Raw genomic sequence first — 26,853 nt, forward strand, 5'->3', positions numbered from 1 at the left:
GTTTCATCATGCGGGCCTACGCTGGCAGGCATCGACCCGGACAGGAGGCAACGTCGATGCAGCGCGTGCCGCGTGGTTTCACCCTGCTGGAACTGATGGTGGTGCTGGTTATCATCGGCATCTGCACGGCGGGCATCGGGCTGGGCCTGGGCAGCCTGCTCGACCCGGGCCGGCAGCTGCGACAGGAAGCCGAACGGTTGGCGCAGCGCCTGCAGGTGGCGCGCGACGAGGCGCGTATCGATGGCCGCCCCCTGCGCTGGCAGGCCGACGCCGCCGGCTATCGCTTCAGCCGCCGCGAAGGCAGCCGCTGGGTGGACGTGCAGCGCGATGACCTGCTGCGCCCACAGCAATGGCAACCGGCGGGCATCGCCGTGCAACCGACCACGCCGATTGAACTGAGCCCCGAATGGATTGGCGTGGCGTGGGAAGTGACGCTGTCGTTGCAGGGCCGGCAACTGCGTCTTCGCGATGATGGCAGCGGACAGTTGCAGGTCGTGCAGTGAAGCGGAACGGGCACGGGTTCACCCTGATCGAAGTGCTGATCGCATTGGCGATCGTTTCAATCGCACTGGCGGCGGTGATGCGTTCGGTGGCGGTGGCCACCGACGATCAGTCGCGCCTGCGCGATCGACGGCTGGCACTGATGTGCGCGCAGGACCGCTGGCAGGAGCTGCGCCTGGCCGCGCAGCCGCCCCAGGATGCACGGCAGCGCTGCGTGCAGGGACGCAGCACGTTCCTGGTGCTGCAACATCTCGGCACGGGGAGTGACGGACAGCCGCAACTGGAACTCAGCGTGGTGGCCGAAGATGCACCGCGGCAGTCGCTGGCGCGGATGCAGCTACCGTGGACAGCAGCGCCATGAAGCACGCCGCACGTGGCTTCACCCTGATCGAAGTGATGATCGCGATCACCATCATGGGTGTGCTGGCGCTGATCTGCTGGCGTGCGCTGGACAGCGTGGCCAGCAGCGACCAGCGGCTGCGCCGGGCCGATGCCGAGACCACGACAGCTCTGCGCGTGCTGCAGCAGTTCCAGCGTGATATCGAGATGCGCGCGGACGACGCGTTGATGAATGGTGCAGTGCGTCCGGCCGATCAACCGCAGCGGCTGCTGCCTCCGTCCCTGGTAAGCGAACGGCACCCGGATGGCAGCTTTGCGCTGGAGATCACCCGCAGTGTCGGCAGTGATGGACGGCGCTGGCAGCGGGTGCGCTGGTGGCGGCAGGGCAATACGCTGTGGCGGGCCAGTGGCGCTGCGACGGATCGGTACCCCCTGCCCGCGCCTGAGCCGTCGAAAGGCATCGCGGTGGCCAGGGATGTGCAGCGGTTCGAGGTACGCGCCTGGCAGCCGGGCGCTGGGTGGGCGCTGTTGCCGAGCGAAGGCGAGGTGCTGCCGGCCACCGGGCTGGAACTGCGGTTGGGACTGCGCGATGTGCGTGGGCCGCTGAGCTACCGGCGGGTGCTGGAGCTTTAGGATTCGTTCGCTGCTGCCGACCAGGGTCGGCAACGACCGGGGTACATTCGCGCGCGCCTACTGCCGCCGGGCGCTTTCCTGCGCCCGGCGGCGCCGTGTCGGTGGTCCTCACCGCCGATGGCCGCTCCCTGCCCTCCGTGCCGTCCTGGCTGGGGCCGCCACCGTTCCCTGGCGGCTGGCCCGATGCTGTCCGTTCCTGCAGTTCAGCCGCATCCACGCATGGCGTGGATCAACTACCGGCCACGTTCGCAGCATTGTGTGCCGACCAAGGTCGGCATCTACCGGGATCGCTCGATGCCTAGCGGCGCTGTGTGCCCTCGTCGCGACTCGCCTGCGGGAACTGGAAGGCACTGTTGGCGTCGTAACCACTGTTGGCGGTGTTGCCAGGTGCCGGCGGCTTGATGCTGCTGGTGCCGCTGCCGAAGCCCAGGATCTGCACGCTGATCACCGACGGCTGGTTGCGCCGTGCATCGTCCTGGCTCTTGCGCATCACGTCCTGTGCCGCCTGGCTGGCGCTGTTGGCTGCGGCACTGGCCGCGGCCAGCGCATTGACGTTGACCGATGCCAGCACCGGCAGGCCCTTGCTCTCGCCCTGCACCTGGATGTTGGCCGCGTTGAGCACCTGCAGTGCGGCCAGGTTGATGTTGCCGGAGACGCGGATACCGGCCTCGCCCGCATCGATGGTGCCCAGCGGAGCGATCAGGTCGACGTCGCCCGGCGGCACTTCGGCGATGGGGTTCAAGGTGGCGATGCCAGCACCGCTGGCCGGGGCCTGCGGCGACAGAATCACATTGCCCCAGCCGTCATAGACACGGCGCGGTGGCGTGTACAGCAAGGTCGTGCGCGAACCACGACCGGCATTGATGTCACCCTGCTCCGACCACGCAAGGATGTCGCCGCCGAAGGTGGTCATCACCCGCGACAGGCCCAGCAGCACACTGTCCTGGCTGAACAGCCGGACGTCGCCTTGCCCTTGGGTCACCAGTCCGGCACTGGCCGGGGGCACCACACCCTGCACACCGATCACGATCTGCCCACCCGGTGCCATCAGCTCGATGTTGCCGCCCGCTTCGGTACGCACGCCGGAGCTACCGTACATCACGATATCGCCGGTACGGTCGATCGTCGCACCGGTCGCAGCCTTGTCTGGCATCAGCGTGGCGATGGCCTCGCGCCCACGCAGGTAGGAGCCGAAGCGGGGCCCTTCTGCATCGGTATATTCCCGTCCACCTTCGCGCAGCTCGGCGTAATAGACCTGGCGCAGGAAGATGTGCTGCTGTTCCTGCGGCAGCGCATCGAACGCGGCCAGCGCCCCGTCGCCTTCGGCAATCATGCCGAAGCGTTGCTGCAGCCATTGCTTCAGCTCCTGGTCGTACACCTTGACTGCCTTGCCCGGCTGCGACGCCAGCGATTGCGCCGGATCGGCGAGGTTGGCGGGATCCAGATAGCGTGCACGCAGGGCCGCGAAATCGATCTGCTGGTTGCCGGCAGTCAGCGCGATGCTGGCGCCGGTACGGGTGTCGCCCTGCACGATGCCACCGAGGCTGACGATGCTGCCCGCATCCTCCTGGCGCAGCTGGCGGCCGGCACTGATCTCAGCGTTGCCAGGGCCGGCGACGGTCGCGTTCAGATGCACGATGTCGCGGCCCGCCGCCACCACCGTGATGTCGGTGGGCGCGCTGTTCAACGCGGTCATCGACGCCCCGAGGATGTCCCGGCCTGCCCGCAGTTGCACGGCGCCGGCGGCCTCGAACCAGTTCAGCTGCGTGCGCTGCCCCGCGCTGGCATTCAGCGTGCGCTGCGCGCCGCTGGCCAGACCAATGATGTCGCCCTGCACCGCGTAGAAGCGGCTCGGCGCCAGTGCCGCAGACACAGTGGACAGCGGAGTATTGGGACCGAATGCGAACAGCGGAAGCGACGCTTCTGGCGAGGCGGTATTGCCATCGACCGAAAGGTTGTGCCGCGAGCGGGTCACATTGCCGCCGGAATCCCCCTGCTGGGCCAGGAATGCGGGGTCGAAGGGTCCCGGCAGCCGCGCGTCCGCACCCGAGCGCGCGATCTGGGTCGCGCCACGCTGGGCGAGGATGCTGCCACCGGCCAGGACGTCCAACCGTCCCGTTGCTGAGGGTGCCAGCAGGATCACATCCTGCGTCCCCGGCGTGACGCTGATCCGGTCCAGCTTGATGTCGCCCTGCGCAGCAATGGCGCTGAAGCGCGAAGGATAGAGCCAGTAGTTCAGCAGATCATCACCGCCACGCACAACAAGCTGGACCTGCTCGCGCCACAGATTGCTGCCGGTCACGTTATCCGGCCCGGCGAGGCCTGGCGCGAGGTCACCGCCGGCACTGAACAGATCCACGGCCGTGTTGGCCGTCCACAGGGAGAACCACGTGCTGCCTGCAGCGTGCGCGCCATCGTCCTGCAGCACCGCGCTGTAGTTGGCCAGCGGAACCCGGCCTGCATCGGCGACCCCGCCGAGCACCACATCGCCCCGTGCCTGCAGCTGCGCGCCCGCATCGCCCAGCACCAGCACCGGTCCGCCCATCGCGCGGGCGGCGTCGGGCGCAAACAGGTCTGCGGCGCGCTGCTGACCCAGCGTCGCGTAGCTTTCCAGGGTGACGCCCATTGCACCGATGCGCCCGGCATCGAGCTGCAGGCTGCCACGCAGACTGGTCAGGGTACCGTTGAGGTCGAGATTCTGTCCCGCCCTGGAGGGATTGAGGCTGGAGATCGTCGCCTGCAGGTTCGGATTCAGTGCGCCACCGATGCGCAACCGCAGGTCGCCGCCGCCGGTCAGGTGCAGCTGGCCATCGCTGACCCGGCCGGTCGATCCCACCGCCGCGATGATCGCGCCCGAGCGCGGTGCGCTCAGCGAGCCCAGCGCGTCGCCCATCGGATCGCGGACGCCGGCATTGCGCCCGGCCTCAAGCGTCAGGTCGCCGCCGCCCAAGGTGCCGAAGCCGGTGAAGCCGACCATCCGTGGAGAGCTGCCAGCGGCAGCGGAGACGTTGGTGTAGGTACCGAAATTCACCCACCAGCTGGTCGGCACCGGCTCCACCCCAGCCGTGCCGCCGGTGCCCTGGCGCCACAGCCAGTTGCCGACCGCGGCACTGGAGTACAGCGCCCAGTCGCGCTCACTGCTGCCCGACTCTGCGCGCGCGGTCCAGGCGTCGCCGACGATATCGCGCCCGGCTTCGACGCGCAGATTGCCACCACGATCCGGATACCAGGCCTGGTAGCCTGCCATCGCAGCGTCATAGCTGCCCGGCACCAGGTTCGGCCCCAGCAGTGCGGTGTTCCAAGGGGCCGCTGCACGGGGCGAATTGAAGGCAGCGTCGCGGCCCCCACCCAGCGCGGTGGGAGTGCCGGCGGTGTAGACACCGAAGCCTGACTTCATCACGACGTCACCGGCAGCGAGCAGCTCCATGTCACCCTTGCCGGTGCGCAGTACGCTCCACGCCGGTGTGCCCGCACGCTTGCCGTAAGTGGTCACTTCGGTCTGCGTGCCGCCGCCGGCGCAGTAGGTGGGCGCGGTACTGCAGAACTCGTCTTCGGTCATGCCGAACATCGCGGCGAAGTCCTTCGCAGGGGTGCCCACGTAGGACTCGTCGCCCCAGTAATCCAGCGAGCCCTGCGCGGCCACCTGGCGGGGGGCCGGGCCGCAGTAGTCGGCCGACATCGCGCAGAACTCGTCTTCGGTGAAGCCGAACATGTCGGCCAGCTCTGCGATCGGGCGGCCCGCATAGGAGGTGTCGCCGATCCAGTCCAGCGATGCCCGCTCGGTCAGCGCGCGATCCCCCACCCAGATGATTTCCGTCTTGACCGTGCCGATCGAGCCCTGGTGGGTATCGGCCAGCACCACGCTGCCTTCGCTGCCCCAGCGCCGGCTGCGTGGATCGGCCGCCCCGGCATCGGCACCGGCGACCACGGTCAGGTCCCAGGAGGTGGTGCCCTCGGCCAGCATCGGCGCCAGCGCCCAGTTGCGCCCCTGGTTGCCATCGGCATCGGCCGGCCGCAGATTCACCGGCGCGTCGCCGGACAGCTCCACCTTGGTCAACGAGGGAATGTACGCGCCCACCTTGAGCGCGACTTCGCGTGCCAGGCGCAGCGCAACCGGCAGCACCGCGCCGGCGGGCCACTCCTGTGCCGCTACCTGCACCGCACTGCGCAGGCGGAAGCCCGCCCCCAGCCGCGCACCGGCCGCCAGCATCAGCGGCTCCTGCAGCACGGTGCCCGCGGCCAGCGTCTGCCCGGAGTCGGTGGTCACCGCCGCACCCAGCACCGTACCCGCAGGCAGGCGCAGGGTCTGCGAGATCACCATCGGCGCGGGCAGCACGGTGCCGACCGGAAGCGTTACCGATTCGACCGGCACGTCATAGTTCAGGCGGGTGCCGGCCTGGAACTCGGTGCCGGGCTGCAGCTTCACTCCTTCCACCGGCACCACCAGCCCGCCGCCAAAGGGGGTGTGCCCCGCGCTGCCATTGCGCCCCTCATACAGCTGCCAGCCACCCTCATCCGGCGTGGACGGCGGCGGTGCGAACCCATCGTTGATGCTGCCGTAGACGTTGATGTTGCCTTCGGCCCTCAGCACCAGCGAGGCCGATTCGCCGAAGCCACGCCGCGATGGATCGGCGCGGTCTGCATCGGGGCCGTAACGGTAGCCGGACAGATCGATGTCGCCAGCGATGGTCAGGTCGCCCTCCGGGTTGGCGTCGCTGCGCCGCGCCAGCACCTGCACGCCGGGACGAAGGCGGACATCGCCCAGCGCCCTCGTGCGCTGCTGCAGGTCCGCGTTGCCCAGCGCACCATCGATCCAGGCCACGCTGTGCGGATCGACCACCTGGTCCAGCCACTGCTGGGTGACCAGTTGCGCGCGGTTGCCGCGCACATCGGCGGTGCTGGCCAGGGGCGCATCGTCGTAGCGGCGGACACCATTGAGCTGGATGTCGGCCGCGCCATCGATGCGCAGGCCATTGGCCGCGGCAATCGCCGCGTCGTTGCTGCCCACCCGCGGCACATCGATCTTCAGCGAGCCCCGCGCCATGCCGTCGTTCTGTCCAGGGCCGTCACCGACGGCAACGTCGCTGCCAGCACGCAGGTCCAGGTGCGCCGCGCTGCCCAGACCAACGGCGCCCTCGGCGCTGCCCAGCGTGATGGTGGCCCGGTTCGGACTGTCGATGATCTTGCCATGGCTGTCCACGCGCAGGCCGGTACCGTGCGCGTCCAGCGTGCCGTCCACCTGCAACTGATCGCGGGCGTACAGGCGGATGCTGCCGACCTGCTCGCCGCTGGCATCGATGCGGCCGGCCACGGTCAGGCTGCCCGCGTCGACACTGATGTCGACCCGGCGCGCCTTCACTTCGTCGCCGATCCGCAGATCGCCTTCACCGATCTGGAAGCTGCGGCCGCCGCCGACACCGCCGGCGGTCAATCGCTGGTTGAGGCCGGTGAAGTCCTGCAGCTGGCGTGCCCGCACCAAAAGTTCACCACCATCGTAGGGCACCAGCGTGCCACCGGCGTCGTAGCGGCCACTGGCGGCGCCCTGCAGATCACCGGCCAGATCCGCTCGGCCGGCCATTGCGGTGACCGTCATGCGCCCGCCGCGGTTGTTGCGGGCGGAAACATCGATGCGAGAGGCAACATCGGTGCGGATGTCCCCCGTGTCGCTGGACAGCAGGACATCACCGCCCCAGCTGAACTTGTCCACGTCGTACAGCGAGACCTTGCGCCCGGCCAGATCCAGCGCCGCCCGGCTCCCAAGCGTGATGCCCTCGCGCGCGTTCGCAGACAGCCGTCCTGATGCCAGCGCGATCGTGCTGTCCAGCGCGATCCGGGTGGCGTCGATGCTCAGCTCACTGCCCAGTGCATCGCCACCGGCCTTGCCGGTGCCCCCGCGCAGGCGGAAGTCGCCCCCGGTGCGCACGCGCAGCTGCGCGGCGGGATCGGCGGTCAACAGCGGTGTATCGATACCCAGGCTGCCTCCGCTGTACTGCCAGCCCTTGTCGGCCAGATAGTCGCCGCGCTGCTGGAACACGTCCAGCGTACCCTGCGCGGAGAACGACAGCTGCTCCGAAGCACTCAGGTTCAGCGCACTGAATCCGAGTACCTGCCGGTTCGCAGGGACTTCAGAGCTGGGACGGCTGAACGGCGCACGCCCCAGCTGCAGCTGGCGGGTGACGATGTCCAGCTGCCCGGCGCCGAGCCGGTCCACCATCGGATCGGCCGGCGGCACCGACGCGTCGCTGCCCGGCGCCTGGCTCGCCGCCAGTGAGCCGTCCCAGACCAGCGTGTCCACCAGGATGCGCGCGCGGTCGGTCGCCGCACCGTAGCCGCGGATGGCCTGCGCACCGAGCACAAGCGTCTGCAGGCCACTGCGGCCGGTGGCACTGTCGCGCGCGTCCATGTCGACGCTGCCGAACACGTTGACAGACTCCCGAGCGACCAGGCTCAGCGTGTCCAGCGCCGGCGCGCCGGTCGCATCATTGCCGCGCAGCAGTTGCTGCAGCACGGACTGGTTCATGGTCATGCCACTGGGCAGCGCCCCTGCCGCAGCGGCCTGTGCGATCGCTTCGGCACTGCCGAGGTTCAGCGCCGCCATGCTCAGGCCGAGCTGACGGGTGCCATAGCTGGCCGAGTCGCGCATCTGCAGCGTGCCATCGGTCGCTACCGCGATGCTGCCATCGGAAACCAGCCGGGCCTGGCCGTCGCACGCCACCTGGCACCCCCCGATGTCGATCGCCACCGGACCGGCCTCGACGCCGGTGGTGCCGCTGATCAGGTTCAGGCGCCGGTTGGACACCGCCAGCAGGCCGCCGGCGACCTGGTAAGGCAGCGTCGCGCTGGCGTCCGCATTGGCGGACGCGAACGGCAGCGTATCGAGGGTCGCGCCGGCCTCGACCAGGATGCCGCTGCCACCGGAGGCCGCTGCCACCAGCACTTCCGGTGCGTTCAGGGTGACACCGGAACGCACCGCCACACTGCGCGCCTGGCCGGTCACCGCCACCTGCGAGGCCTCCTGGTTGAACTGCCCGCCGATCATCATCCGCGCCGGCAGGAAGGCATTGAGCGCGTCGTCGCTGAAGGTAGCGCCGCGATCACGCGCCTGCGATTGCGCACTGCCATCGACGATCTCCAGCGAACCGACCGCCGGGCTGGCCAACGTGGCCGTCAGCGTGCCGCCGCGCCCCTTGTCGGTAGCGGCGTCGAACCGCGCGGTGCCGGCGAAGCGGATGGCAGGCGTTGCCGCACGACCTGCACCTTCGCCCAGCGAAAGGGTCAACCCGAGCGCATCGACGGTCTGCCAGCCACGCGACTCGCCGCGGCGGTCGGCCACCGATTGCGCGAAGCTGTTGTAGGAGGTTTCGTTGTAGCCCGAGTGTCGGCGCACCACTGCGGCGGGCGTCAGCAGGATGTCGGTGAGCAACGGCGAGATTGCCGCGCCCAGCGCCGTACGCTGCTGCCCGGACACACGCCAGGTGCCGGTGCCGGTCGCAATCGGTTGCACGATGCCGGAGGTGCCGGTGGCGCCCAGCTCCACCCGGAATGCACCGGGCTGCAGCGCATAGCTTGCCGGCATCAGCGTGTAGGTGCCGGCCGCCAGCCCGGGCACGCCAGCCGGCACGGTGATCTGCTGGCCCACTGCCGGTGCTGCGAACCCTTCTTCGCCGCTGGGGGCGAACGCCCCGGCGCGTCCCGGCACGATCGCATACACCGGGTTGCCCGACGCACTGAATTCATAGCGCGGATTGGCGTCGGCCAACGCCGTGCGCAGCACGTCGACGGAGCCACCGCGTCCTGACACAAAGGCGGCACCGGTCAACTCACCACCGCCGGACATGTCCAGCAGGGCCCCCGGCGCCACCTCGATCTCATTCGCCTTCAGGGTCACCCCCATCGAGGAGATGCCGGCCGGCGTCAGCGAACCCAGGCTGCGCGTACCGACCCGCCAGTCGACACCATCGACGGTGCCACCATAGGGCAGCGACAGGCCGGCGCCACTGGTCGAGGTTACGCTGCCTGGCAGCAGTTCCACCCGGCTGCCGACGGTTCCGTTCTGGATCAGGCCACCCAGCTGCAGCGTGCCCATCGGCGCCTGTACGTTGCCGCCCTGCTGCACCGTGGCGGCCACCAAGCGAAGCGTGCCCAGCGCCGATTCCGGCGCCGGCTTCGTGGCCGCACCGGTGCCGTGGATGCGCAGCACGGCATCCGGGTCGGCCCAGTAATCAGCGGTCTGCACGGTCTGCGCCGACGCGCCGGCCACCAGCGTGCCGACCGCGCCTGTCGTGGGGTACAGGCGCGCAGCGGTCACGTCCATCGAACCAGCCGTCATCAACGCGCTGGTGTTGCCACTGCTGGCAATGCCGTTGGTCAGGCGAACGTCACTGCGGCTTTCCAGCGCCACGTGCTTGAATCCCGGCAGCCAGGTGACGTCGCGGATGTCGATCAGCTCGGCCTGCACGGCCAGCGCGTGATCTTCCGGCCCGGCCGAAGCGACCGCGGCGGTGCCCTGCAGGTTCTCGCCCGCCAGCTGGCCCCAGCGCGCCTGCGCCAGGCGGACGTAGGGCGCACTCAGCCGCAACGCCGACGACGGCCCGTCATCCACGGCCATGCCAAGGCTCGAAGGGCCCTGGCCGTGGATGCGCAGGCTCTGGGCCAGGCGCAGGTCGACATCGCCGACCGCGCGGATGTCACCGAACACGGACAGGTTGTCGAAGCCGCCCGCCTGCAGCTGCTCGACCGACAACGCGGCGTGGCCATATTCCAATGCGGCCGGCAGCGGCTGCGCCGGTGCGCTGTGCTGGCTGAGGCTGATCGCACGCGCCCGCAGCACCTCCTCGCTGGCGCCACGTGCATGGATGCTGCCGCCGAAGGCCAGCCCCAGCGTGCCGCCGCGTGCACCGGCACCACCGGCGGCCGCGTCCATCCCGCCCTCCAGATACAGCGCATTGGCCGAGCGCAGCACGATCTGCCCGCCGTCGCTGTCCACGCGCACACGGCCCTGGCCGTCGACATCCAGCTCGGCCGACGCACCCCGCGCCTGCAGGCGCGCACCGCGTTCGACCACCACGAAGGCTTCCGGTGGTCGGTTGTCGACGAATGCTGTGGTCTCCCAGTCCAGCGCCCCGCCAATCTCGATGCGTCCGCCCGCGCGCACCTGCCCGCGCAGACGGCCGCTGGCATCGGGCAGCGAAATCGCGTCTGCATCGGCATCCAGCAGCGCGCCTTCGGCGAAACGCCAGGTGCGTTCGGTGCGCTGCCCGGCGTACAGCGCATTTTCCGGACGCACATCGTCGATCACGATGCGGCCGCCCTTCGCACGCAGCGTACCTTCAACATCGATGTTGCCTGCACCCAGCAGCGAGATCGTCTGCCCTGGATCGACCGCCACCAGTGCATCCTTGCCGACCCGCAGGTCGCCGCCCACGCTGTTGCGGTCCGAACGCAGGCTGATGCTCGCACCCGCGCGCTGGCTGACGCGCCCGCTCGACGGATCAGCGCTGTACAGCGGCGCATCCCACGCCACCAGTGCGGACGCCCGATCGGTTGCCATCTGCGCGTCCTGGGTCATGCGCAGGCCTGGCAGGGCAGCGATCAGCCGCGCGCCATCGGCCACCTCCACGCCGTGGTGGCCATTGATGTCGTACTGCGCGAAGCCACTGCCGAACAGGCCGGGGTCCAGTCGCAGCGACGCGCCCGCCAGGTCGGCATCGCCCACCCGAACGTGGCCACCGGTTCCCAGCGAGAAGGAACCGCTGCCCTGACCTCGGCCGCTGAACCGGCTCCCCTCACCCAGTTGCACCCGGCCACTGCCGTCGGTCGTAACCGCGCTGCTGTTGGCCTGCAGGCTGACGCTGCCCCCTTTGCCGACGCGGCCCTTGCCGCGCAGGTCCAACGCGGCGCCGGCCTCGACCTCCACCGTTGCCTCGGCGCCCACGACCACGTCGTGACTGTTGCTCAGGCTCAGGCGGCCGCCATCCGTCCAGGCACCGCTGGCATCGAGCGGTATCGCCACTGACGCGTTGCTCCATTCGCCGGAGAGATCGATCCGCGTGCCGTCGGCAATGGCGGTGCGGGCGCGGCCATCGTGCAGCAGCGCCGTCGGCCGGCCCTGGACATCCAGCAGGTTGCCCGCCGACAGCTGGCCGCCGGCAATGCCGATGTCGCCTGCCAGTTCCACCTCGCTGCCGGTCAGGTTGAGCTGTCCGCCTGCCTGAAGCCGAAGGCTGCCATCGATGCGGATGCGATCGGCGGTCGCCAGGTCGATCCGTCCCCACTGCTGGGCACTCAGCGCTGCGATATCCAGCCACACCGTGTCACGCCGCTCCTCGTTGACCGGAGCCGCCAGCGACCACGCCGTCTTCGTCGGAGCCTTGTCACCCAGGCGCACATCCGAGCCGAACACACCACTGCGGCCCTGGCCGTCGTAGCGCCCCAGGTACAGCTGCGCATTGCGCGCGACCGCCGTCTGCGCCTGTGCATAGCCGTCCAGCGCGGCCTCCGGCCTGCGGTTCTGCTGCGCGCCCTGGAAGGTGGCAGTCTCAACCTTTCCATCCAGCACCGCGGTCGGTGCGGAGACGATCAGCCGTCCTGCATCGCGGCCGACCGTGTACCCGTTATCGACCCGCTGCGCTGCGAATACGATCGGATCACGGAAGGTCTCGGTGATGCCCCAGCGTTCCTGCTTCACCTCATGGCCGCTGTACAGGCCATCGAACAGCATCTCCGCCGGCGCCTCATCAAGGCGGTAGACCTGGCCATCAACGCCGCGCACCCAGCTCTGCCGGACCACGCCGCTCTGCACATCCAGGCTGCCGCCGGCAAGGTTGATGCGTGAGCCCCCCTGCGTGATCACTTCCCTGCCGCCCAGCAGGACGGTGCCTCCCTGCGCAGCCCATTCGCCGATCGAGTGCCCCTGGTTGTCGAGGTAGCCCCCCACTTCCAGCAGGCCGCCTGCGGCGTACCAGCGCTCACCCTCGTAGCCCCCGGTACCGGCCGGAACGTGGACCAGCCTGCGGCGGTCGACCCAGACTTCGCTGCTGGTCAGCTTGCCGCTGTCGCGGTTGTCCAGGGCATCGCGCAGTTCGTTGCCCTGCACCTTGATCTGGACATTGTTGCTCTCCATCGACACCTGCACGCCCACTGCGCCGGACACGTCCACGCGCGCGGCATCGTCCACGTAGCTACGGGCCGCCGCATCGGCGATGATCTGGCCGCCCGTGGCGACCGTCAGCGAATCCGCGCTGAAATGGATGTTGCCACCCGAGACGATCTCCACCCGCGACTGGTCCCGGCGATCATTGTGCTGGGACAGATTGTCGAAGGTTGCCGAACGCGCGCCAGCGCGGATCGCGTCCTGCTCGGCCGATTCCTTGATTAGGGCGTCGCGCTGCGTATCCAGCACCGTGGTCTTGCCATCGTCCTCGATCAGCACCGCCGTGGTGGCTCCGTCAGCAAGCGTGACGCTGCTGCCGGCATCACTGGCCGAGGCCAGAAGATGCACGGTGCCGCGCTGTGCAAGCGTGGTGCTGGCCACGGCCACACCGGCCTGCTCGACGCTGCGCCCGGCCAGCGTCACGTCACCCTCGAGCGCCCGCAGCAGGCCGGTGTTGCGCACGCTGCCAGCCGTGCTGCCAGCGATGAAGCGCGGCGCGATTTCATTGCCCCGGGTGGTGGAGCTGGTGTTGGTGACCGTACCCACGCCGCGCCGGATCACGAAACTGTCTCCTGCAGCGAGCTGCACCTGGCCCTTGCGCGCCTCGATATGGCCAGCATTCTCCACGCTGTGCCCGGCCAGCAGCACGTAGCCACCGCCGCGCGTCGCACTGGTCGGCTCATGGGTCGCGATGCGGGCGCCCTGCTCCACCGCCACCTTGCCGAATGCATCGCTGAGCGCGCTGCTGCTGGCGTCGGGGCTGTACAGGCCATTGTCGCGGAACTGCGCATCGCTGATCCGTGCTGCAGCCGCCAGCAGATTGCGGACATTGACCTGGCTGTTGTTGCCGAACACCACCCCGTTGCGGTTGGCCACGAACACCGTGCCGTTGGCCTTCAGCTGGCCCAGGATCTGGCTGGGCCGCGCCCGCGAATCGTTGACGCGGTTCAGTACTGCCCAGTCAGGGCTCTGCAGGAAGTTCAGCGTGGTGTTGCCGCCGATGTTGAAGGTCTCCCAGTTCAGGATCGCCTTGTCCGCGGTCTGCTCGACCGTGACCTGCACCCGCCCGTCGCTGCCCTGCGACTGGATCGCCTCGCGCGCGTTGAGCCAGCCACGGGTCAGCGGGTTCTGGTCGACGCTCAGGCCGTCCTTGCCGAGGCCATCGGCAACGATGAAGCCAGCCTCGCGGCGCGCCTGCCGCGCCTGTTCCTGCAGTCGCTGCTGCAGGGCAATCGCCTGCGCCGCCGTGCCGAGATTGTCGATCGACTGCTGCAACTTCTGCCGTGCTGCATCCTGCTGCTGGGCCGGCAACTGGAACTGGATCGGCACGCCGTTGGGCATCCGGCCACTCTGTGCCGCGCTGCCCTGGGCCGCGCCCCGTTCGGCGAACCAGCCCGGGCTGAACGCCTGCTGCGCCTGGCTGGCCGGGGCCACCATGCTCCCCAGTGCGACCGCGATGGCCCACGCCATCGGATGATTGCGGCGCATCAACGCGGCCGGACGAACAACGGACGGGAGCGGGTGCGACATCGGAACCTCATCAACCTGGTGGGCCGCGGCTGCGGTGGCGATCGGGGAGGCACGCGCAACGCATGCCCTGCCACTGATAGACGGGTGACGCCACACGAAGCCGACAGCGAAACGCTGCAACGGTGGCACCGTCGCGGAAATGGCGACGCCGGCCCAGAGGCCGGCGTCGCGTCAAGCAGGATTCAACCGGTGCTGCGGATTACAGCGGACGACCGATGCCGGCGCAGGTGCTGGGGTTGTTCAGGCCGGCAGTGCTGCTGGCCAGCACGAAGCGGTTGCGGATCGCATCGCGCCAGGCCTTGGTCAGCGGGATGAAGCCGTGGTCGGTGATCGACTTCTCATACGCGACGGTGTAGGTCGCCGGATAGTGGCGGGCCAGGAAGCCGCGCAGGCTGGTGGCGACGCTCGAATCCTTGTAGCACTGGCCGATCACCAGGTTGGTGTAGCCGGCGATCGGATAGCCAGCCGACGGGTTGCCGAACACCGGCACCCAGTTGGCGGGGTTCTCAGCATCGGTGCCGGTCGGCGGAGCGACGGTGTCCAGGGTGGCCTGCACGCTCACCTGGTCCGGCGAGAACCCCTTGACCTTGGCGACCTTGGTCGCATCGGTCAGGCTCGGGATCACGTCCGGCCCGACGTAGCCGATACGGCCTTCAGCAGCGTAGACAGTGTTGTACAGCGAGGTGCCACCGGTGGTCGGGGCGGCCACCAGGAACGCCGGCAGGTTGCCGTTGACGTCGCGCTTGTACAGGTCGGCGAAGGTCGACTTGATGGCGAACTTGCCGCCCACCAGCTTCGAGGTTTCAGCGTTCTCAGCGGCACAGGCCGCGGTCAGGAAGCGGCTGAACATTTCGCTGGTGCCGCTGCTTTCCGGACGGTACACGACCTGGATCGGGCCGCTACGGTTGGCATCGATGGTCGACCAGTCGCTGATCGCACCCGAGAACACGCCGCAGATCTGCGCCACGCTCAGGTCCACCGCCGAACCGGCCTTGTTGAACGGAATGGTGACCGAGGTGGCCACCGACGGCACCTGGATCAGCGCGCCGTAGCGGTTGGCGTTGGTCGGCTGGTTGAAGTTGGTGGTGTAGTTGCTCAGCTCGGTGCTGCTCAGCACCGAATCGCTGCCGGCGAAATGCACGGTGCCGGTGGTCGAGAACAGCGCCGAGTTGTTTTCCAGGAACGCCTTCTTGCCGGTGCCCGAACCGGTCACGGCGTAGGTGAAGTTCGCCGGCAGGATGCTGTCGGCCGAACCCTTGTAGAGGTCGGCCGGCAGCGAGGCACCGCCGCCGGTAACGGTCTGCGCCGAGGCGGCGCCCACGGTAGCGAGCAGCGCGGTGGCAACCAGCGCGGCCAGGGTCTTGTACTTGTTCATGATCTTCTCCTGAAGGGTTTACTGCGAAGGGAAACACCAAGGGAGGAACGGTCACTACACGCCTGCTGCCGCCGAGGGCCTCCCAGCCCACTCTGCGGCGACGTGTCCATGCTGGTCCGCGCCGATGACAGGCCGCTTAAGAAACCTGTGGAAGATCGGAAAAAGGTGTGGAGGATTGTGTGGAGAATCGAAGACGCCGACCGGGCAGAGTCGACTGTTGGTCGACTGGCGCGCGAAGCGCTGGTCCTGTCGAAGTGCGCTTGAGAAGCAGTCGACGGACAGTCGACTCTACCCGTGATGCGCGTTGCGCATCACTGCACCAGCTGGTTCATTTCCATGATCGGCATCAGTACCGCCAGCACGATCGTCAGCACCACGCCGCCCATCACCAGGATCATGGTCGGCTCCAGCAACGCAGTCAGTGCCATCGCGCGACGCTCGATCTCGCGCGAGATGGTCTGTGCGGCGCGATCCAGCAGCGGCGCCAGCGAACCGGTCTTCTCGCCACTGGCCACCAGGTGCACCAGGATCGGCGGATACACCTTCTGCACCTTCAGCGCAGAACCAAGCGCGGCACCTTCGCGCACACGCGCGGACACGTCATGGGCACAGCGCGCCAGCAACGCATTGCCCAGGGTCTGCCGGGCAGCTTCAAGCGCACGCAGCAGCGGCACACCCGCATCCAGCAGGATCGCCAGTGTCGAGGCGAAGCGCGCACTGTTCACACCCAGCACGAAACGCCCGACCATCGGCACCCGCAGCAGCATCGCGTCCCAGCGCAGGCGCAACCCGGGCTTGCGCAGGGCCAACCCCCAGGCCACCACCAGCGCAGCGATGCCGAGCCCCACCCACATGCCCCAGCTGCGTACGAACGCGCTGGCGGCCAGCATCACCTGGGTCAGCATCGGCAGCGTCTGCCGCGCCTGCACGAACGCGGTCACCACCTGCGGCACCACGTAGCTGAGCAGGAAGATCACGATCGCCACCGACACCAGGCTGATCGCCGCCGGGTAGATGAAGGCGGTCAGTACCTTGGCCTGCAGCGCATTGCGTTCCTCGATGTAGTCGGCCAGGCGCTCCATCACCCGCGCCAGATCGCCGGAATCCTCACCTGCACCCACCAGCGCACGATAGATCGGTGGAAAATCGCGTGGCCGCGCTGCCAGCGCCACGGTCAGGCGCTGGCCGGCACGCACGTCGGCGCGTACCGCGGTGAGCGCCTGGGCCACGTGCGGGCGTTCGGCCTGCTCGATCACCACACTCAAGGCGCCTTCCAACGGCAGGCTGGCCGCCAGCAGGCTGGCCAGCTGGCGGGTGGCCCAGGCCAACTCGCTGGCGGACAACCGCCGAGCAGCCCAGCCACTGCCGGCATTGCGCGCCGCGCTCACCTGTACTGGGGTCAGCCCGCGCCCACGCAGCAGCTGGCGCGCACCGCGCGGGCTGTCGGCATCCACCTGGCCCTTCTCGATGCGGCCCTGCGCGTTGGCAGCCTGATAGTCGAACAGTGCCATGCAGGCCTCAATCGTCGCCGGTGACGCGCAGGATCTCTTCCAGCGTGGTCACCCCGCTGTCGACCCAGCGCTGGCCGTCCTGCCGCAGGGTCCGCATGCCGGCCCGCCGGGCCGCCTCGCGTAGCGCAGGCTCACCCTGCCCTTCATGGATCAGTGCGCGCACGCGGTCGTCCACCACAAACAGTTCATGGATGCCGGTGCGTCCCCGATAGCCACTGTTGGCACAGGCCGTGCAACCCACTGCGCGCCATACGGTTCGGCCTTCGCCGTTCACCTCGGCACGCCGGCACTGCGTGCACAGCCGCCGCACCAACCGCTGCGCCAGCACGCCGCGCAACGACGACGCCAGCAGAAAAGGCTCCACGCCCATGTCGGCCAGGCGGGTCACCGCCGAGATCGCATCGTTGGTGTGCAGCGAAGCCAGCACACCGTGTCCGGTCAGCGACGACTGCACGGCGATCTGTGCGGTCTCCAGGTCGCGGATCTCGCCGATCATGATGGTGTCCGGGTCCTGGCGCAGGATCGCGCGAAGGGCGGTGCCAAAGCTCATGCCGATGCGCGCGTTGACCTGGATCTGGCCGATGCCGGCAAAGTCGTACTCCACCGGGTCTTCCACGGTGAGGATGTTGCTGGTGCTGCTGTCGAGCTGGCCCAGCGCGGCGTACAGCGACGTGGTCTTGCCGCTGCCGGTCGGCCCGGTCACCAGCACGATCCCATGCGGCTGCCGGATCAGCCCGGTGAATGTGGCCAGGGTGTCATCGGCCATGCCCAGGCGCTGCAGCTGCAGGCGGCCGGCATCCTTTTCCAGCAATCGCAGCACGGCGCGCTCGCCATGCCCGGTCGGTACAGTGGACACACGGATGTCCAGCGGCCGCCCGCCCACGCGGATCGCAATGCGTCCATCCTGTGGCAACCGCTTCTCGGCGATGTCCAGGTGGGCCATGATCTTGATGCGCGACACCAGCGCTGCGTGCAGTGCCCGCCGAGGCTGCACCATGTCGCGCAGCGTGCCGTCCACCCGGTAGCGCACCACCGAATGGGTCTCGAACGGCTCGATATGCAGATCGCTGGCACCGTCGCGTGCAGCCTGTGCCAGCAACGCATTGATCATGCGGATCACCGGCGCATCGTCCTGCGCATCCAGCAGGTCGGTGACCTCCGGCATGTCCTGCATCAACCGGTCCAGATCGACTTCACTCTCGGCGGCCCCCACCACGGCAGCAGCATCACCGCCGTCACGGTACTGCTCGCCCAAGCGCTGCTGCCAGGCTGCCGCATCCAGCATCCGGAACGGAAGCGGGCCATGCCGCCGGCGCAGCTCGGCCACGGCCCACGCTGCCGTGTCGGCCGTGCCGAGCAGCACCGGCTCGCCACCGGCTTCGGACAGCATCACGCCGTGGCTGCGCACCCACGCGTACGGCAGCGGCATAACGGCGCTCACGGCCCGATTACCAGTTCCGGCGTATAGCCCAGCCCGCGCAGCTGCTGCAATGCCGGATCCAACTTCACCGGATCACGCGGCAGACGCACGCGCAGGCGTTGTCCACTCCCGCCCGGCGTTGCCTCCGCGTAGGCCTGCAGGCCCAGTGCCCGCACCTGCGCCACAGCCTGGCTGGCACGCGCCGGGTCCAGTCCCTGTGCGAACTGCACCAGCTGGGCGTCGCCCTCGCCTGGCGGATACATCGCTGCAAGGCTGGTGTTCTGCGACGGCTGGCCCTGGCCATCGCGCGCATTGCCCTGGCCGAGCACAGCCAGGTCCTGCGGCGGCAGCTGCGGTGCCGACAGTGCCGGCAACGCCCAGCTCTGCACGGGCTGTGCACCGGCCTGCGCATTGCGCATGTAGTCGTAGCGGTCGCGGGTCAAACGCTGGCCAGCGGCGGGGTCGCGCACCACGTGCGGGCGCAGGAACACCATCAGGTTGGTCTTGGAACGCTTGCGCGTATCACTGCGGAACAGCGCCCCCAGCACCGGGATCCTGCCCAGCCCCGGCACGGCGTCACGGCCGTGGCTGACGTTGTCCTCCAGCAGGCCACCGAGCACCATGATCTGGCCATCGTCCAGCAGTACGCTGGTATCCAGCGCACGCTTGTTGGTGATGATGCCGGCAGCACTGTTGGCACTCTGCGCGTCGATGCTGCTGACTTCCTGATAGATGTCCAGCTTCACCGTGCCACCCTCGGAGATCTGCGGGCGCACCCGCAGCTTCAGGCCCACGTCTTCGCGCACGATGGTCTGGAACGGGTTGTTGCTGCCGCCGCCACCGTCGGTCACGTAGCGGCCACTGACGAACGGCACGGTCTGGCCGACCATGATGCTGGCTGCCTCGTTGTCCAGCGTCATCAGGTTCGGCGTCGACAGGATGTTGGCGCCGCCCTTGCTCTGCAGCGCAGTAGCCAGCGCCTTCATGTTGAGGATCTGGCCGACGCCGGGCAGGTTGATGGTGCCATCGATCACGCCGATCTTCAGGCCGTCCTTGGGCAGCACGTCCAGCGTGGTGCGCGCGGCGGTGTTCAGGCCACTGCCGCCGGTGGCGCCACCGAAGTGGGTGCCGCCAAAGGTGCGGCCATTGCCCAGCATCCACTGCACGCCCAGCTCGGCCGCGTCGGTCTGGTTGACCTCCACGATCAGGCTTTCCACCAGCACCTGCGCACGGCGCTGGTCGAGCTGGTCGATCACCCGCCGCAGGTTGCGGTACACCGGCTCAGGCGCAGAGATCAGCAGGGTGTTGGTGGCCACGTCCGCCTGTACCGAAATGCCGTTCTGGCTGAAGCCGGTGCTTCCTGCATCGATCGGGTCACGGCGGCTCGGGTCCAGCCGCTGCGATTCCAGCGCATTGCCTCCGGGCTTGGCCTGCTGCGGCTGCGACGGCTGGGTGGGCGTGGAACGGTTGGCGTCACCCGGCAGCGGGGTGATGCCTTCGTTGCTGCCCATTGCCGGTGCATCGCTCTGTCCGGCCACCACGCCACGCAGCACACCGGCGAGCTGGTTGGCCTGGGCATTGCGCAGGTAGACCACGTGCAGGTTGCCGGACTCATCCTGGGCGCGGTCCAGCTTCTCCACCAGCTGCCGCGCCAGGCGGGTGCGACCGGGGCTGCTCGAGCGCAGCAGCACGCTGTTGCTGCGCGGGTCGGCCATCACCACCACCTTCTGGCTCGGCTCGGCGCCCTGCGCATCCAGCAGCGGCGCGACCATTGCCGCTACATCAACGGCAATGCCCTGCTGCAGCTTCACCACATCGGTGTCCATGCCGGCCGGCGTGTCGACGCTGGCGATCACCCGCGCGATGCGCTCCAGGTTGTCGGCGTAGTCAGTGATCACCAGGGTGTTGTTGCCTGGATTGGCGGTGATCGGATTGTCCGGGCTGATCATTGGCCGCAGCACAGCCACCAGTGCCGCCGCATTCTCATAGCGCAGCGCAAACGTACGCGTGGCGATCTCGCCCCCTGCACCACCGCTACCCACCCGGCCACCGAGCAGCTTGGCATCGGCCTGCGGCACCACCCGGCTGACGCCGCCGTTCTCGACCACGGCGAAGCCACGCATGCGCAGTGCGCCCAGCAGCAGCTGGTAGGCCTGGGTACGGCTGACCGGGCCATCGGAGACCACCGTCATCTTGCCGGTCACGCGTGGGTCGACCAGGAACTGGCGCCCGGTGAAGCGCGCCGCCATGCGCAGCACGCCACCGATATCGGTATCCACCAGGTTCAGCTGCACCGGCTCATCGCCTGTGTCCTGTGCCGCCACCGGCGCCGGCACGTGGGCCACGCCCACGATCAGGGCCAATGCGGCACTGCAGGCAAGGCTGCGCATCGCCCTCATGGATGGTCACCCGCAGGGGCCACCATCACGATGTGTCCTGAAATCCGTGCCGCCGGCATGTTCGCATCCCCTGTGCGTGTCAATTGCAGCTGCTGCAGCTCGATGGCCGGGTCGGCCAGCAGCGGCAGCAGCCAGTTCCATAGCGCATCGGCAGGTACGGCCCGTACCTGCAGGTGCCAGCGCCCGTCGCGCGCTTCGATATGCAGGCCGCCAGCCAGACCGGCGGCCTTGATCTGGTCACGCAGCCCGGCCAGGGTCGGATGCTGGCCCTGCACCAGCTGCTGGCGCTCACGGGCGCGCAGCAGCGGTGCCAGTGCGCGCTGCTGCGCCTGCAGCCGTGGGAGTTCGGCCTGCCAGTGCGTGCGCTGCTTCAGCAAGGGCTCCAGCCATAACGACCACAGGCCCGCCACCAGCAGCGCCACCACCATCACCCACAGCATCAGCCGGTCGCGCGGTGGCAGGCCTTGCCAGCGCTGCTGCAGGCCCGCCAGCCCCTCGCCCAGCCGCAGGGTTCGGGTCGTCACTGTCCCGCTCCGCTCACCCGCAGGCGTCCACCGGCATCGCGCGCCAGCTGCAGCCCCTGCGCCTGCACCGCTTGCTGCCAGTGCTCAAGCCGCTGTGGATCGTCGGCCAATGCCTGGGCATCAGCGTCCAGCTCCAGGTACACCTGCCCGGGTTGGTAGTGCAGGCTGTGCACCTGCCCCGCCAGCTCCGGAACCGCGTGCAGCGTGCTGGCGACCTGACGCTGCAGCGCCGGCAACGGCGGCGCTGGCGGCGGAACCGCAAGCGCTCGCCTTGCCTGCAACACCGGGTCCACCACATCGGTGATCTCCGGAAAGCGTGCGCTGAACTGCCGTGCCATGTCCTGCTGCAGCGCCTCACCCTCGATCCGCCAACGCGAGACCTGCCACTGCAGGCCAAGTGCAGCCAGCAGCACCGCCGCCAGTGCCAGGCCGATCGCCAGTCGCGGCGCTTGACGGCCTGCGCCGGGCAGCGGCAATGACCAACCCGGCAAGGGGCCACAGGCCTGCCGTTCATGCGCGACGGCGGTGGCCGGCAGGCTGTCCGGCCACGTCGGCGGCACACTATCGATCCACTGCACGGCCTGCACGCCGGCCTGTCGCAGGCGGGTGGCCAACGCCTGCATCACCGCAGACGCATCACGTCCGCCATACCATTGGACAAGTCCCCGATCGCGCCCGCTGCGCACCAGCAGATGCTCGCCGCTGACCTGCAGCGTGGCGTGGCCGTCCTGCCAAGGCAGCAGCAGTGGCGTCGGATACAACGCCTGCAGCTGCAGTGCACACGAGGCCAGCAGCTGCTGCGCCTGCGCGATGGCCTGCTGGCCGAGCCAGGCCACCGGAACCGTACCGTCTGCCGCCTGCGCACCGTGGGCCAGCGCCACCTCCTGCAGATCATCCAGCAGCATGGCCTCCACCTCGCCCTGCAACGCCGCCTGCAGGCGGCGCCCGGACAGCGGCGGCAGCTGCAGTTCCAGCAGGATCAGGTCGTTCGGATCAAGGCAGGCATGCACCGTGGCCCGCGGATGCCGCAGGCCCAGCGCCGCCAGCGTGTCGCGGCCGTGGGCGAGCACCTCGCCCTTGTGCAGCTGCGCCCAGTCCACCGCGCTGTCAGCGCGCAGGTGCGCCAGCGCCGGCAGGCACACCCGAAGCTGCACGGTCATGCGCCGATCCTCGTCCACACCCGTTGTACACGCACCCCGTCGTCGCGGTACTCGCGCCAGAGCAGCGCGCGGAAGTCAACCGCGCTGCCGTCGGCCTGCACCCGGCCGACGGCCAGGAACCACTCGCTATGGATACCCAGCGGAAGCACGGCCATCTGTTCGTTGCTCAGTTGGAGTCGGTTGGCGATGTCACCGCGGTTGAGCAGCCAGTGGCCGGCGTCGCGCTCAGCGAGCAGCGCCTGCAACCTTGCCGGTTCCACCGCAGGCGTCACCGCCTGCAGGACGCTCAGGTCGCAGGTGTTGGCGTTGACCAGGGTCTGCGCGGGCAACACCACTGTGCGCCGCGCCAGCGCCTGCAACGCCACCGGGTCGGCGCCGGCGAGCGCCTGTTCGATCAGTGATTCGCGCGGCAGCGGCGCCTGCGCCGGCATATCGCCGTCGCGCAGGCGCGCCTGGATGTGATCCACCGCGGATGCGCAAGTGCCCTGGCCCAGCCCCTGCCCGGCACACAACGCGACGAACGCGCCCCGCGCCTCGGGGTCCGGCCTGCCATGCGCCAGCAGGTTGCGCAGGTTGAACATCGACTGCGCATCGACCAGCTGCACCTGCACCGGCAACGGCGCCTGCAGTTCCAACGGGCGCGCCCAGCGCCCGCTGCGCACCGTGGTCAGCTGTTTCGTGACATCCTCACGCAGCTGCTGCGCCGCACGCTCCAGCGTGGCATCCACCGCCATGCGTACCTGTGCGCGCAACTGGTCGCCGCGCAGCGCACGCAACTGCGCCGACTGCCGGGTCAGCAGCGCAGTGGCAATCACGGCCACCAATGCCACCACCAGCAAGGCGACGATCACGGCCACGCCACGCTGGCGGATGCACGAGACCGAACGGGTCCGGGCTGCCATCAGCACGCCTCACAGCTGCCAGGAGCCGATGTCTGCGTTCCCGGCGTCGCCACCGGGCTTGCTGTCCGCACCCAGCGAGAACACATCGATGTCGCCATGAGTGCCTGGAACCTGGTACTGGTAGGGATGGCCCCACGGGTCATTCGGCAGGCGATCCAGATACGGCGTCACCGGCAACGCACCGCTGCCCTGCGGCGGCTTCACCAGTGCCTGCAGCCCCTGTTCGGCACTGGGATAGCGCCCATTGTCCAGCTTGAACAGCTTCAGCGCCTGCATCAGCGCCGCGATGTCCTGGCGCGCCGCCACCACGCGCGCCTGGTCCGGACGGTCCATCAACCGCGGCACGATCAGCGCGGCAAGGATGCCGATGATCACCACCACCACCATGATCTCGATCAGGCTGAAGCCCTGCTGCCGAGCCCTGCAACCACCTGCCTGCCTTGCCATCGTTCCGCCCTCGTCATCCTGGAAGAGACCGCTGCACCATGGTCAGCGGCGCATGTGTCAGTACGATAAACATCCGCCTGCGATTCGCTGCGCGGTTGCCTGTGCGGGCGCACGTGCAGCCGGCACGCGTGCCGCCTCGAGCAGGTGCGGCGGCACGCTGGCCAGTGTTTGGTCGATGCACTCGCGCAGCAACGGATGCACGCACGCCTGCAGCAGGCGCACGCACTGCGTCGACGACCACGCGGTGCCGTGGTCGAGGCCAATGAACATCCGGTAGGCCTGGTGGTAGCGCAGGTCGTCGTACACGCGCTGCGCAGTGTTGAGATCACGCACGATCACCAGCAGGGCCGCACGTTGCAGCAGTCGCGCATCGGCTGTGCCAAGCGGCAGCGCGCCCATGGCCGCGTCGGGCCAGGGCCACAGCCGCAGGTCGAGGGCCTTTCGAAGTGCCGCCAGTGGATGCGCACTGCTGTCCAGTGCCGCCCAGCGCGCCGCATCCGCCCAGGCGTCACTGGACAGCACCCAGACCCACGAGCGCCCATAGCGCTGTACGTTCAGGGGCGTGTGCCGCGCCTGCTCCAGCGACTGGCTCAGGTGGCGATCCAGCTCCAGCATGCTGATCCTGCGACTGTCTTCCATCTGCGCCGCCCGTGCTCCGCGACGCGTGGTGCGTCGTACTCTGGAGAAGACGTCAGCAAGGCAGGTGAAGCGACACCGCGAATGCAACTCTGTGCACGCGGTGGCGCTTCATCGGCAACGTCATCGCAGCGTCATCCGCCTGCAGGCTTCGCGCTGCAGCCGCGGTGCGTCCCCCCCACAACGGCGGGCCAGTACCGCCACGTCGCTGCGGGCAGCGAATGCGACCAGTGCATCGGTCATGTCCACGTCATCGCACCATGACGCCAGCGCAACGCGCAGTGCGGGCAGCTGCCAGCCGTCCATCACCCCATGGGCGCCCGCCACGAACCAGTGCCAGAGCCGATGATGCAGTACCTGCTCATGCAGCTGCGTGAGATCGTCGATGCCATGCATGCCCGCCAACAGCAGTGCGCGTGCGAGCGCCGCAGGCGGCAGCGCCCCGGATTCGACCAAGGGCATCTCCTGCTGCTGCAGCCGCAGCAGCATCGCCAATGGGTGTGACTGCGGATTGAAGTCCAGCAGCACCGCCTGCTGCTGCCACTGCGCGTCAGACACCACGCACACCCAGGGCGAACCATAGCGATGCACCATCAGGGGCCTTCGCTGGGTGGTTTCCAGCAATGCAGACAGATTGCGGCGCAGATCGAGCACACCGATGGTCTCGTTGCGCATCCTTGGATTCTCCTTGCTTGCAACAGCCCGGCGCGGCGCGCACGGCCAGCGCCTTCATCTATCCAAGGACGGCGATGCCACCCGGAAAGCGACGCAGATCCAGCGACATCGTCAGTCGCAGCTGCTCCAGCGCCGCGTCCGGATCATCGATGCGGAAGCGGCCGCTGACCGGCGCGCGCGCCAATGCCGATTGACCCAGCAGTACCCTGCCCCGCCGGTAGCGGTTGATCTCGTCCACCACCTCGTGCAGCGGTGCGCGGCGGAAGACCAGCATGCCTTCGGTCCAAGCACTCACTTCCGAAGCTACGGCCTCGGCCACCACGCCACTGAGGCGCTCGTCGAACCGGGTCTGCTGGCCGGCCTGCAGCTGCAGGCGGCCCTGCGGATGCTCGATGCGGGCGCTACCCTGCAGGCAGGTCACGCGTACCTGGCCGTGGGTGTTGCGTACGTCCAGGCGCACCGCACCTTCATCGGCAATCACGCAACCCGGGCCCGCGAACAGTGCCAGGCGCAGGCCAGCGCCGGTTTCGATCGCGGCCTGGCCCTGCACCAGCTCGAAGCCTTCGCCTTGCGCGTGCGCGCGGCGGCGCAGGCTGCTCTGCGTATCCAGTTCGATCTTGAGCTGCGGCAAGGGCGCGATCTGTAGTCGTTCACCGGTGCTCGTGTGGAAATCGGCCGTCATCGCCGTCACCGAGGGCCACAATCCCAGCGGCGGGCGGAGCGCCGCCACCACCACAAGACTGGCTGGCGCCGCCACCGCAGCGCCCAGGAAGGCGCGCCGGCTCCAGCGCTGGGCCGGCGTCGGCGCGACCGGTTGGCGCGCGGCGGCGGGCAGTTGCTCGCCGGCCAGCCGCACCTGCTCCCACTGCCGGCGCGCACGGCCAAACGCTTCACGATGACGCGGGTCGGACTCGCACCATGCACGGAACCTGCGCCCGTCGGCGGCGGTCGCCTCGCCCGAGGTCAGCCGCACCACCCACGCGTGGGCCTGACGCTCGACGGCATCCAGCGGGCGTTGCGGGCGGTCGTCAGGATCCATGGGGGCTCATGCCGGACCCGCACGCTGCGGGGTTCTGCTCGGCGTCAAAGTGTAGACGGATGCCGTCGCTCAGAACCGCACCTGGCGCCCCTGCCCGCTGCGTTCGGCCAGGTAGTCCTGGGCTGCCTTCAGCTCCCGCTGCACCAACCGCAGCGACACACCGAGGTGGTCGGCCACGTCGCGCTGCTGCAGGCCATCGACGCGGATTGCCAGCAGGATGCGGCGACGGCGCTCGGGCATGCGCTGCAGCAACCCGACCATGTCTTCCAGCGCGAAGTCCAGCTCGGCCGCCTGCGCCGGCCCCGGCCCCGGGTCGGCCATGTCCATCAGCGTATCCACCTCCTCCAGGCTCAGCAGGCGGTGGTCTGCCCGTTGGCGGTCGATCACGGTGTTCATCGCCATGCGCAGCAGGTAGGCCGCAGGGTTCTGCACGGCGTCCAGGCGGTCACGGCGCGCACTCAGGCGCATCCACGTGTCCTGCAGCGCGTCGCCGGCCAGCTCTTCCGATCCGAGCTTGCGCACCAACCGGCGCTTCAGCTCGTCGTAGGCACCCAGAAGGTGGTCCATCAGGTCAACCGCCCCGGCCGTACCGTTGCTCATGTCCGAATCC

At 69.0% G+C, this 26,853-nt stretch carries 16 protein-coding genes; 3 read left to right on the forward strand and 13 right to left on the reverse strand.

Features of this window, described 5'->3' with window-relative positions; translation table 11 throughout:
* Window positions 1–56: 56 nt before the first annotated feature.
* Genes gspH through KXV01_RS08940 form a run of 3 tightly spaced genes read left to right on the forward strand, consistent with a single transcriptional unit; the run spans window position 57 to window position 1,473 of the window.
* Window positions 57–503, forward strand: a complete 447-nt coding sequence (gspH, locus tag KXV01_RS08930; protein ID WP_049413914.1) for a type II secretion system minor pseudopilin GspH — start codon at window positions 57–59, stop codon at window positions 501–503.
* Window positions 500–862, forward strand: coding sequence for a type II secretion system minor pseudopilin GspI (gene gspI, locus KXV01_RS08935; protein ID WP_099495757.1), 363 nt, complete (start codon window positions 500–502; stop codon window positions 860–862). The genes gspH and gspI overlap by 4 nt, the downstream gene beginning before the upstream one ends.
* Entirely contained in the window at window positions 859–1,473 is a 615-nt protein-coding gene (locus tag KXV01_RS08940; protein WP_049413933.1) for a prepilin-type N-terminal cleavage/methylation domain-containing protein, read from the forward strand. Before gspI ends, KXV01_RS08940 begins: the two co-directional genes overlap by 4 nt.
* A gap of 298 nt (window positions 1,474–1,771) precedes the next feature.
* Here the strand turns inward: KXV01_RS08940 and KXV01_RS08945 are convergent, their stop codons facing one another.
* The 13 genes from KXV01_RS08945 to KXV01_RS09005 all read right to left on the reverse strand — a co-directional run bounded on the left by KXV01_RS08945 (window position 1,772) and on the right by KXV01_RS09005 (window position 26,843).
* The gene (locus KXV01_RS08945) at window positions 1,772–14,155 is read right to left on the reverse strand and encodes a filamentous haemagglutinin family protein (RefSeq protein WP_263467713.1); all 12,384 of its coding nucleotides are present in this window, start codon (window positions 14,153–14,155) and stop codon (window positions 1,772–1,774) included.
* Window positions 14,156–14,354: 199 nt separating this feature from the next.
* Window positions 14,355–15,530, reverse strand: a complete 1,176-nt coding sequence (locus KXV01_RS08950) for a substrate-binding domain-containing protein (protein WP_263467714.1) — start codon at window positions 15,528–15,530, stop codon at window positions 14,355–14,357.
* A gap of 311 nt (window positions 15,531–15,841) precedes the next feature.
* Window positions 15,842–17,041: a type II secretion system inner membrane protein GspF gene (gene gspF / locus KXV01_RS08955; protein WP_263467715.1), complete on the reverse strand. Its 1,200-nt coding sequence runs from the start codon at window positions 17,039–17,041 to the stop codon at window positions 15,842–15,844.
* Between the two features lie 7 nt (window positions 17,042–17,048).
* Window positions 17,049–18,482: a type II secretion system ATPase GspE gene (gene gspE, locus KXV01_RS08960; RefSeq protein WP_049413923.1), complete on the reverse strand. Its 1,434-nt coding sequence runs from the start codon at window positions 18,480–18,482 to the stop codon at window positions 17,049–17,051.
* The gene (gene gspD, locus KXV01_RS08965) at window positions 18,479–20,860 is read right to left on the reverse strand and encodes a type II secretion system secretin GspD (RefSeq protein ID WP_263467716.1); all 2,382 of its coding nucleotides are present in this window, start codon (window positions 20,858–20,860) and stop codon (window positions 18,479–18,481) included. Before gspD ends, gspE begins: the two co-directional genes overlap by 4 nt.
* Window positions 20,857–21,384, reverse strand: a complete 528-nt coding sequence (locus KXV01_RS08970) for a type II secretion system protein M (protein WP_263467717.1) — start codon at window positions 21,382–21,384, stop codon at window positions 20,857–20,859. Before KXV01_RS08970 ends, gspD begins: the two co-directional genes overlap by 4 nt.
* Complete coding sequence (gene gspL / locus KXV01_RS08975) at window positions 21,381–22,544, reverse strand: type II secretion system protein GspL (protein ID WP_134709735.1); 1,164 nt, start codon at window positions 22,542–22,544, stop codon at window positions 21,381–21,383. Before gspL ends, KXV01_RS08970 begins: the two co-directional genes overlap by 4 nt.
* The gene (gene gspK / locus KXV01_RS08980) at window positions 22,541–23,446 is read right to left on the reverse strand and encodes a type II secretion system minor pseudopilin GspK (RefSeq protein WP_263467718.1); all 906 of its coding nucleotides are present in this window, start codon (window positions 23,444–23,446) and stop codon (window positions 22,541–22,543) included. The genes gspL and gspK overlap by 4 nt, the downstream gene beginning before the upstream one ends.
* Window positions 23,447–23,455: 9 nt before the next feature.
* The gene (gene gspG / locus KXV01_RS08985) at window positions 23,456–23,893 is read right to left on the reverse strand and encodes a type II secretion system major pseudopilin GspG (RefSeq protein ID WP_049440019.1); all 438 of its coding nucleotides are present in this window, start codon (window positions 23,891–23,893) and stop codon (window positions 23,456–23,458) included.
* Window positions 23,894–23,950: 57 nt separating this feature from the next.
* Window positions 23,951–24,508 (reverse strand): hypothetical protein, encoded by a 558-nt coding sequence (locus KXV01_RS08990; RefSeq protein WP_240458931.1) that lies wholly within the window; start codon window positions 24,506–24,508, stop codon window positions 23,951–23,953.
* A gap of 144 nt (window positions 24,509–24,652) precedes the next feature.
* Window positions 24,653–25,204: a hypothetical protein gene (locus KXV01_RS08995; protein WP_049440015.1), complete on the reverse strand. Its 552-nt coding sequence runs from the start codon at window positions 25,202–25,204 to the stop codon at window positions 24,653–24,655.
* A gap of 58 nt (window positions 25,205–25,262) precedes the next feature.
* The gene (locus KXV01_RS09000) at window positions 25,263–26,243 is read right to left on the reverse strand and encodes a DUF4880 domain-containing protein (RefSeq protein WP_049435293.1); all 981 of its coding nucleotides are present in this window, start codon (window positions 26,241–26,243) and stop codon (window positions 25,263–25,265) included.
* Window positions 26,244–26,312: 69 nt separating this feature from the next.
* Complete coding sequence (locus KXV01_RS09005) at window positions 26,313–26,843, reverse strand: sigma-70 family RNA polymerase sigma factor (protein ID WP_005416809.1); 531 nt, start codon at window positions 26,841–26,843, stop codon at window positions 26,313–26,315.
* Between the last annotated feature and the right edge of the window lie 10 nt (window positions 26,844–26,853).

Origin of the sequence: Stenotrophomonas sp. Ps181, assembly GCF_025697425.1 — a bacterium.
Lineage (GTDB): Bacteria > Pseudomonadota > Gammaproteobacteria > Xanthomonadales > Xanthomonadaceae > Stenotrophomonas > Stenotrophomonas sepilia.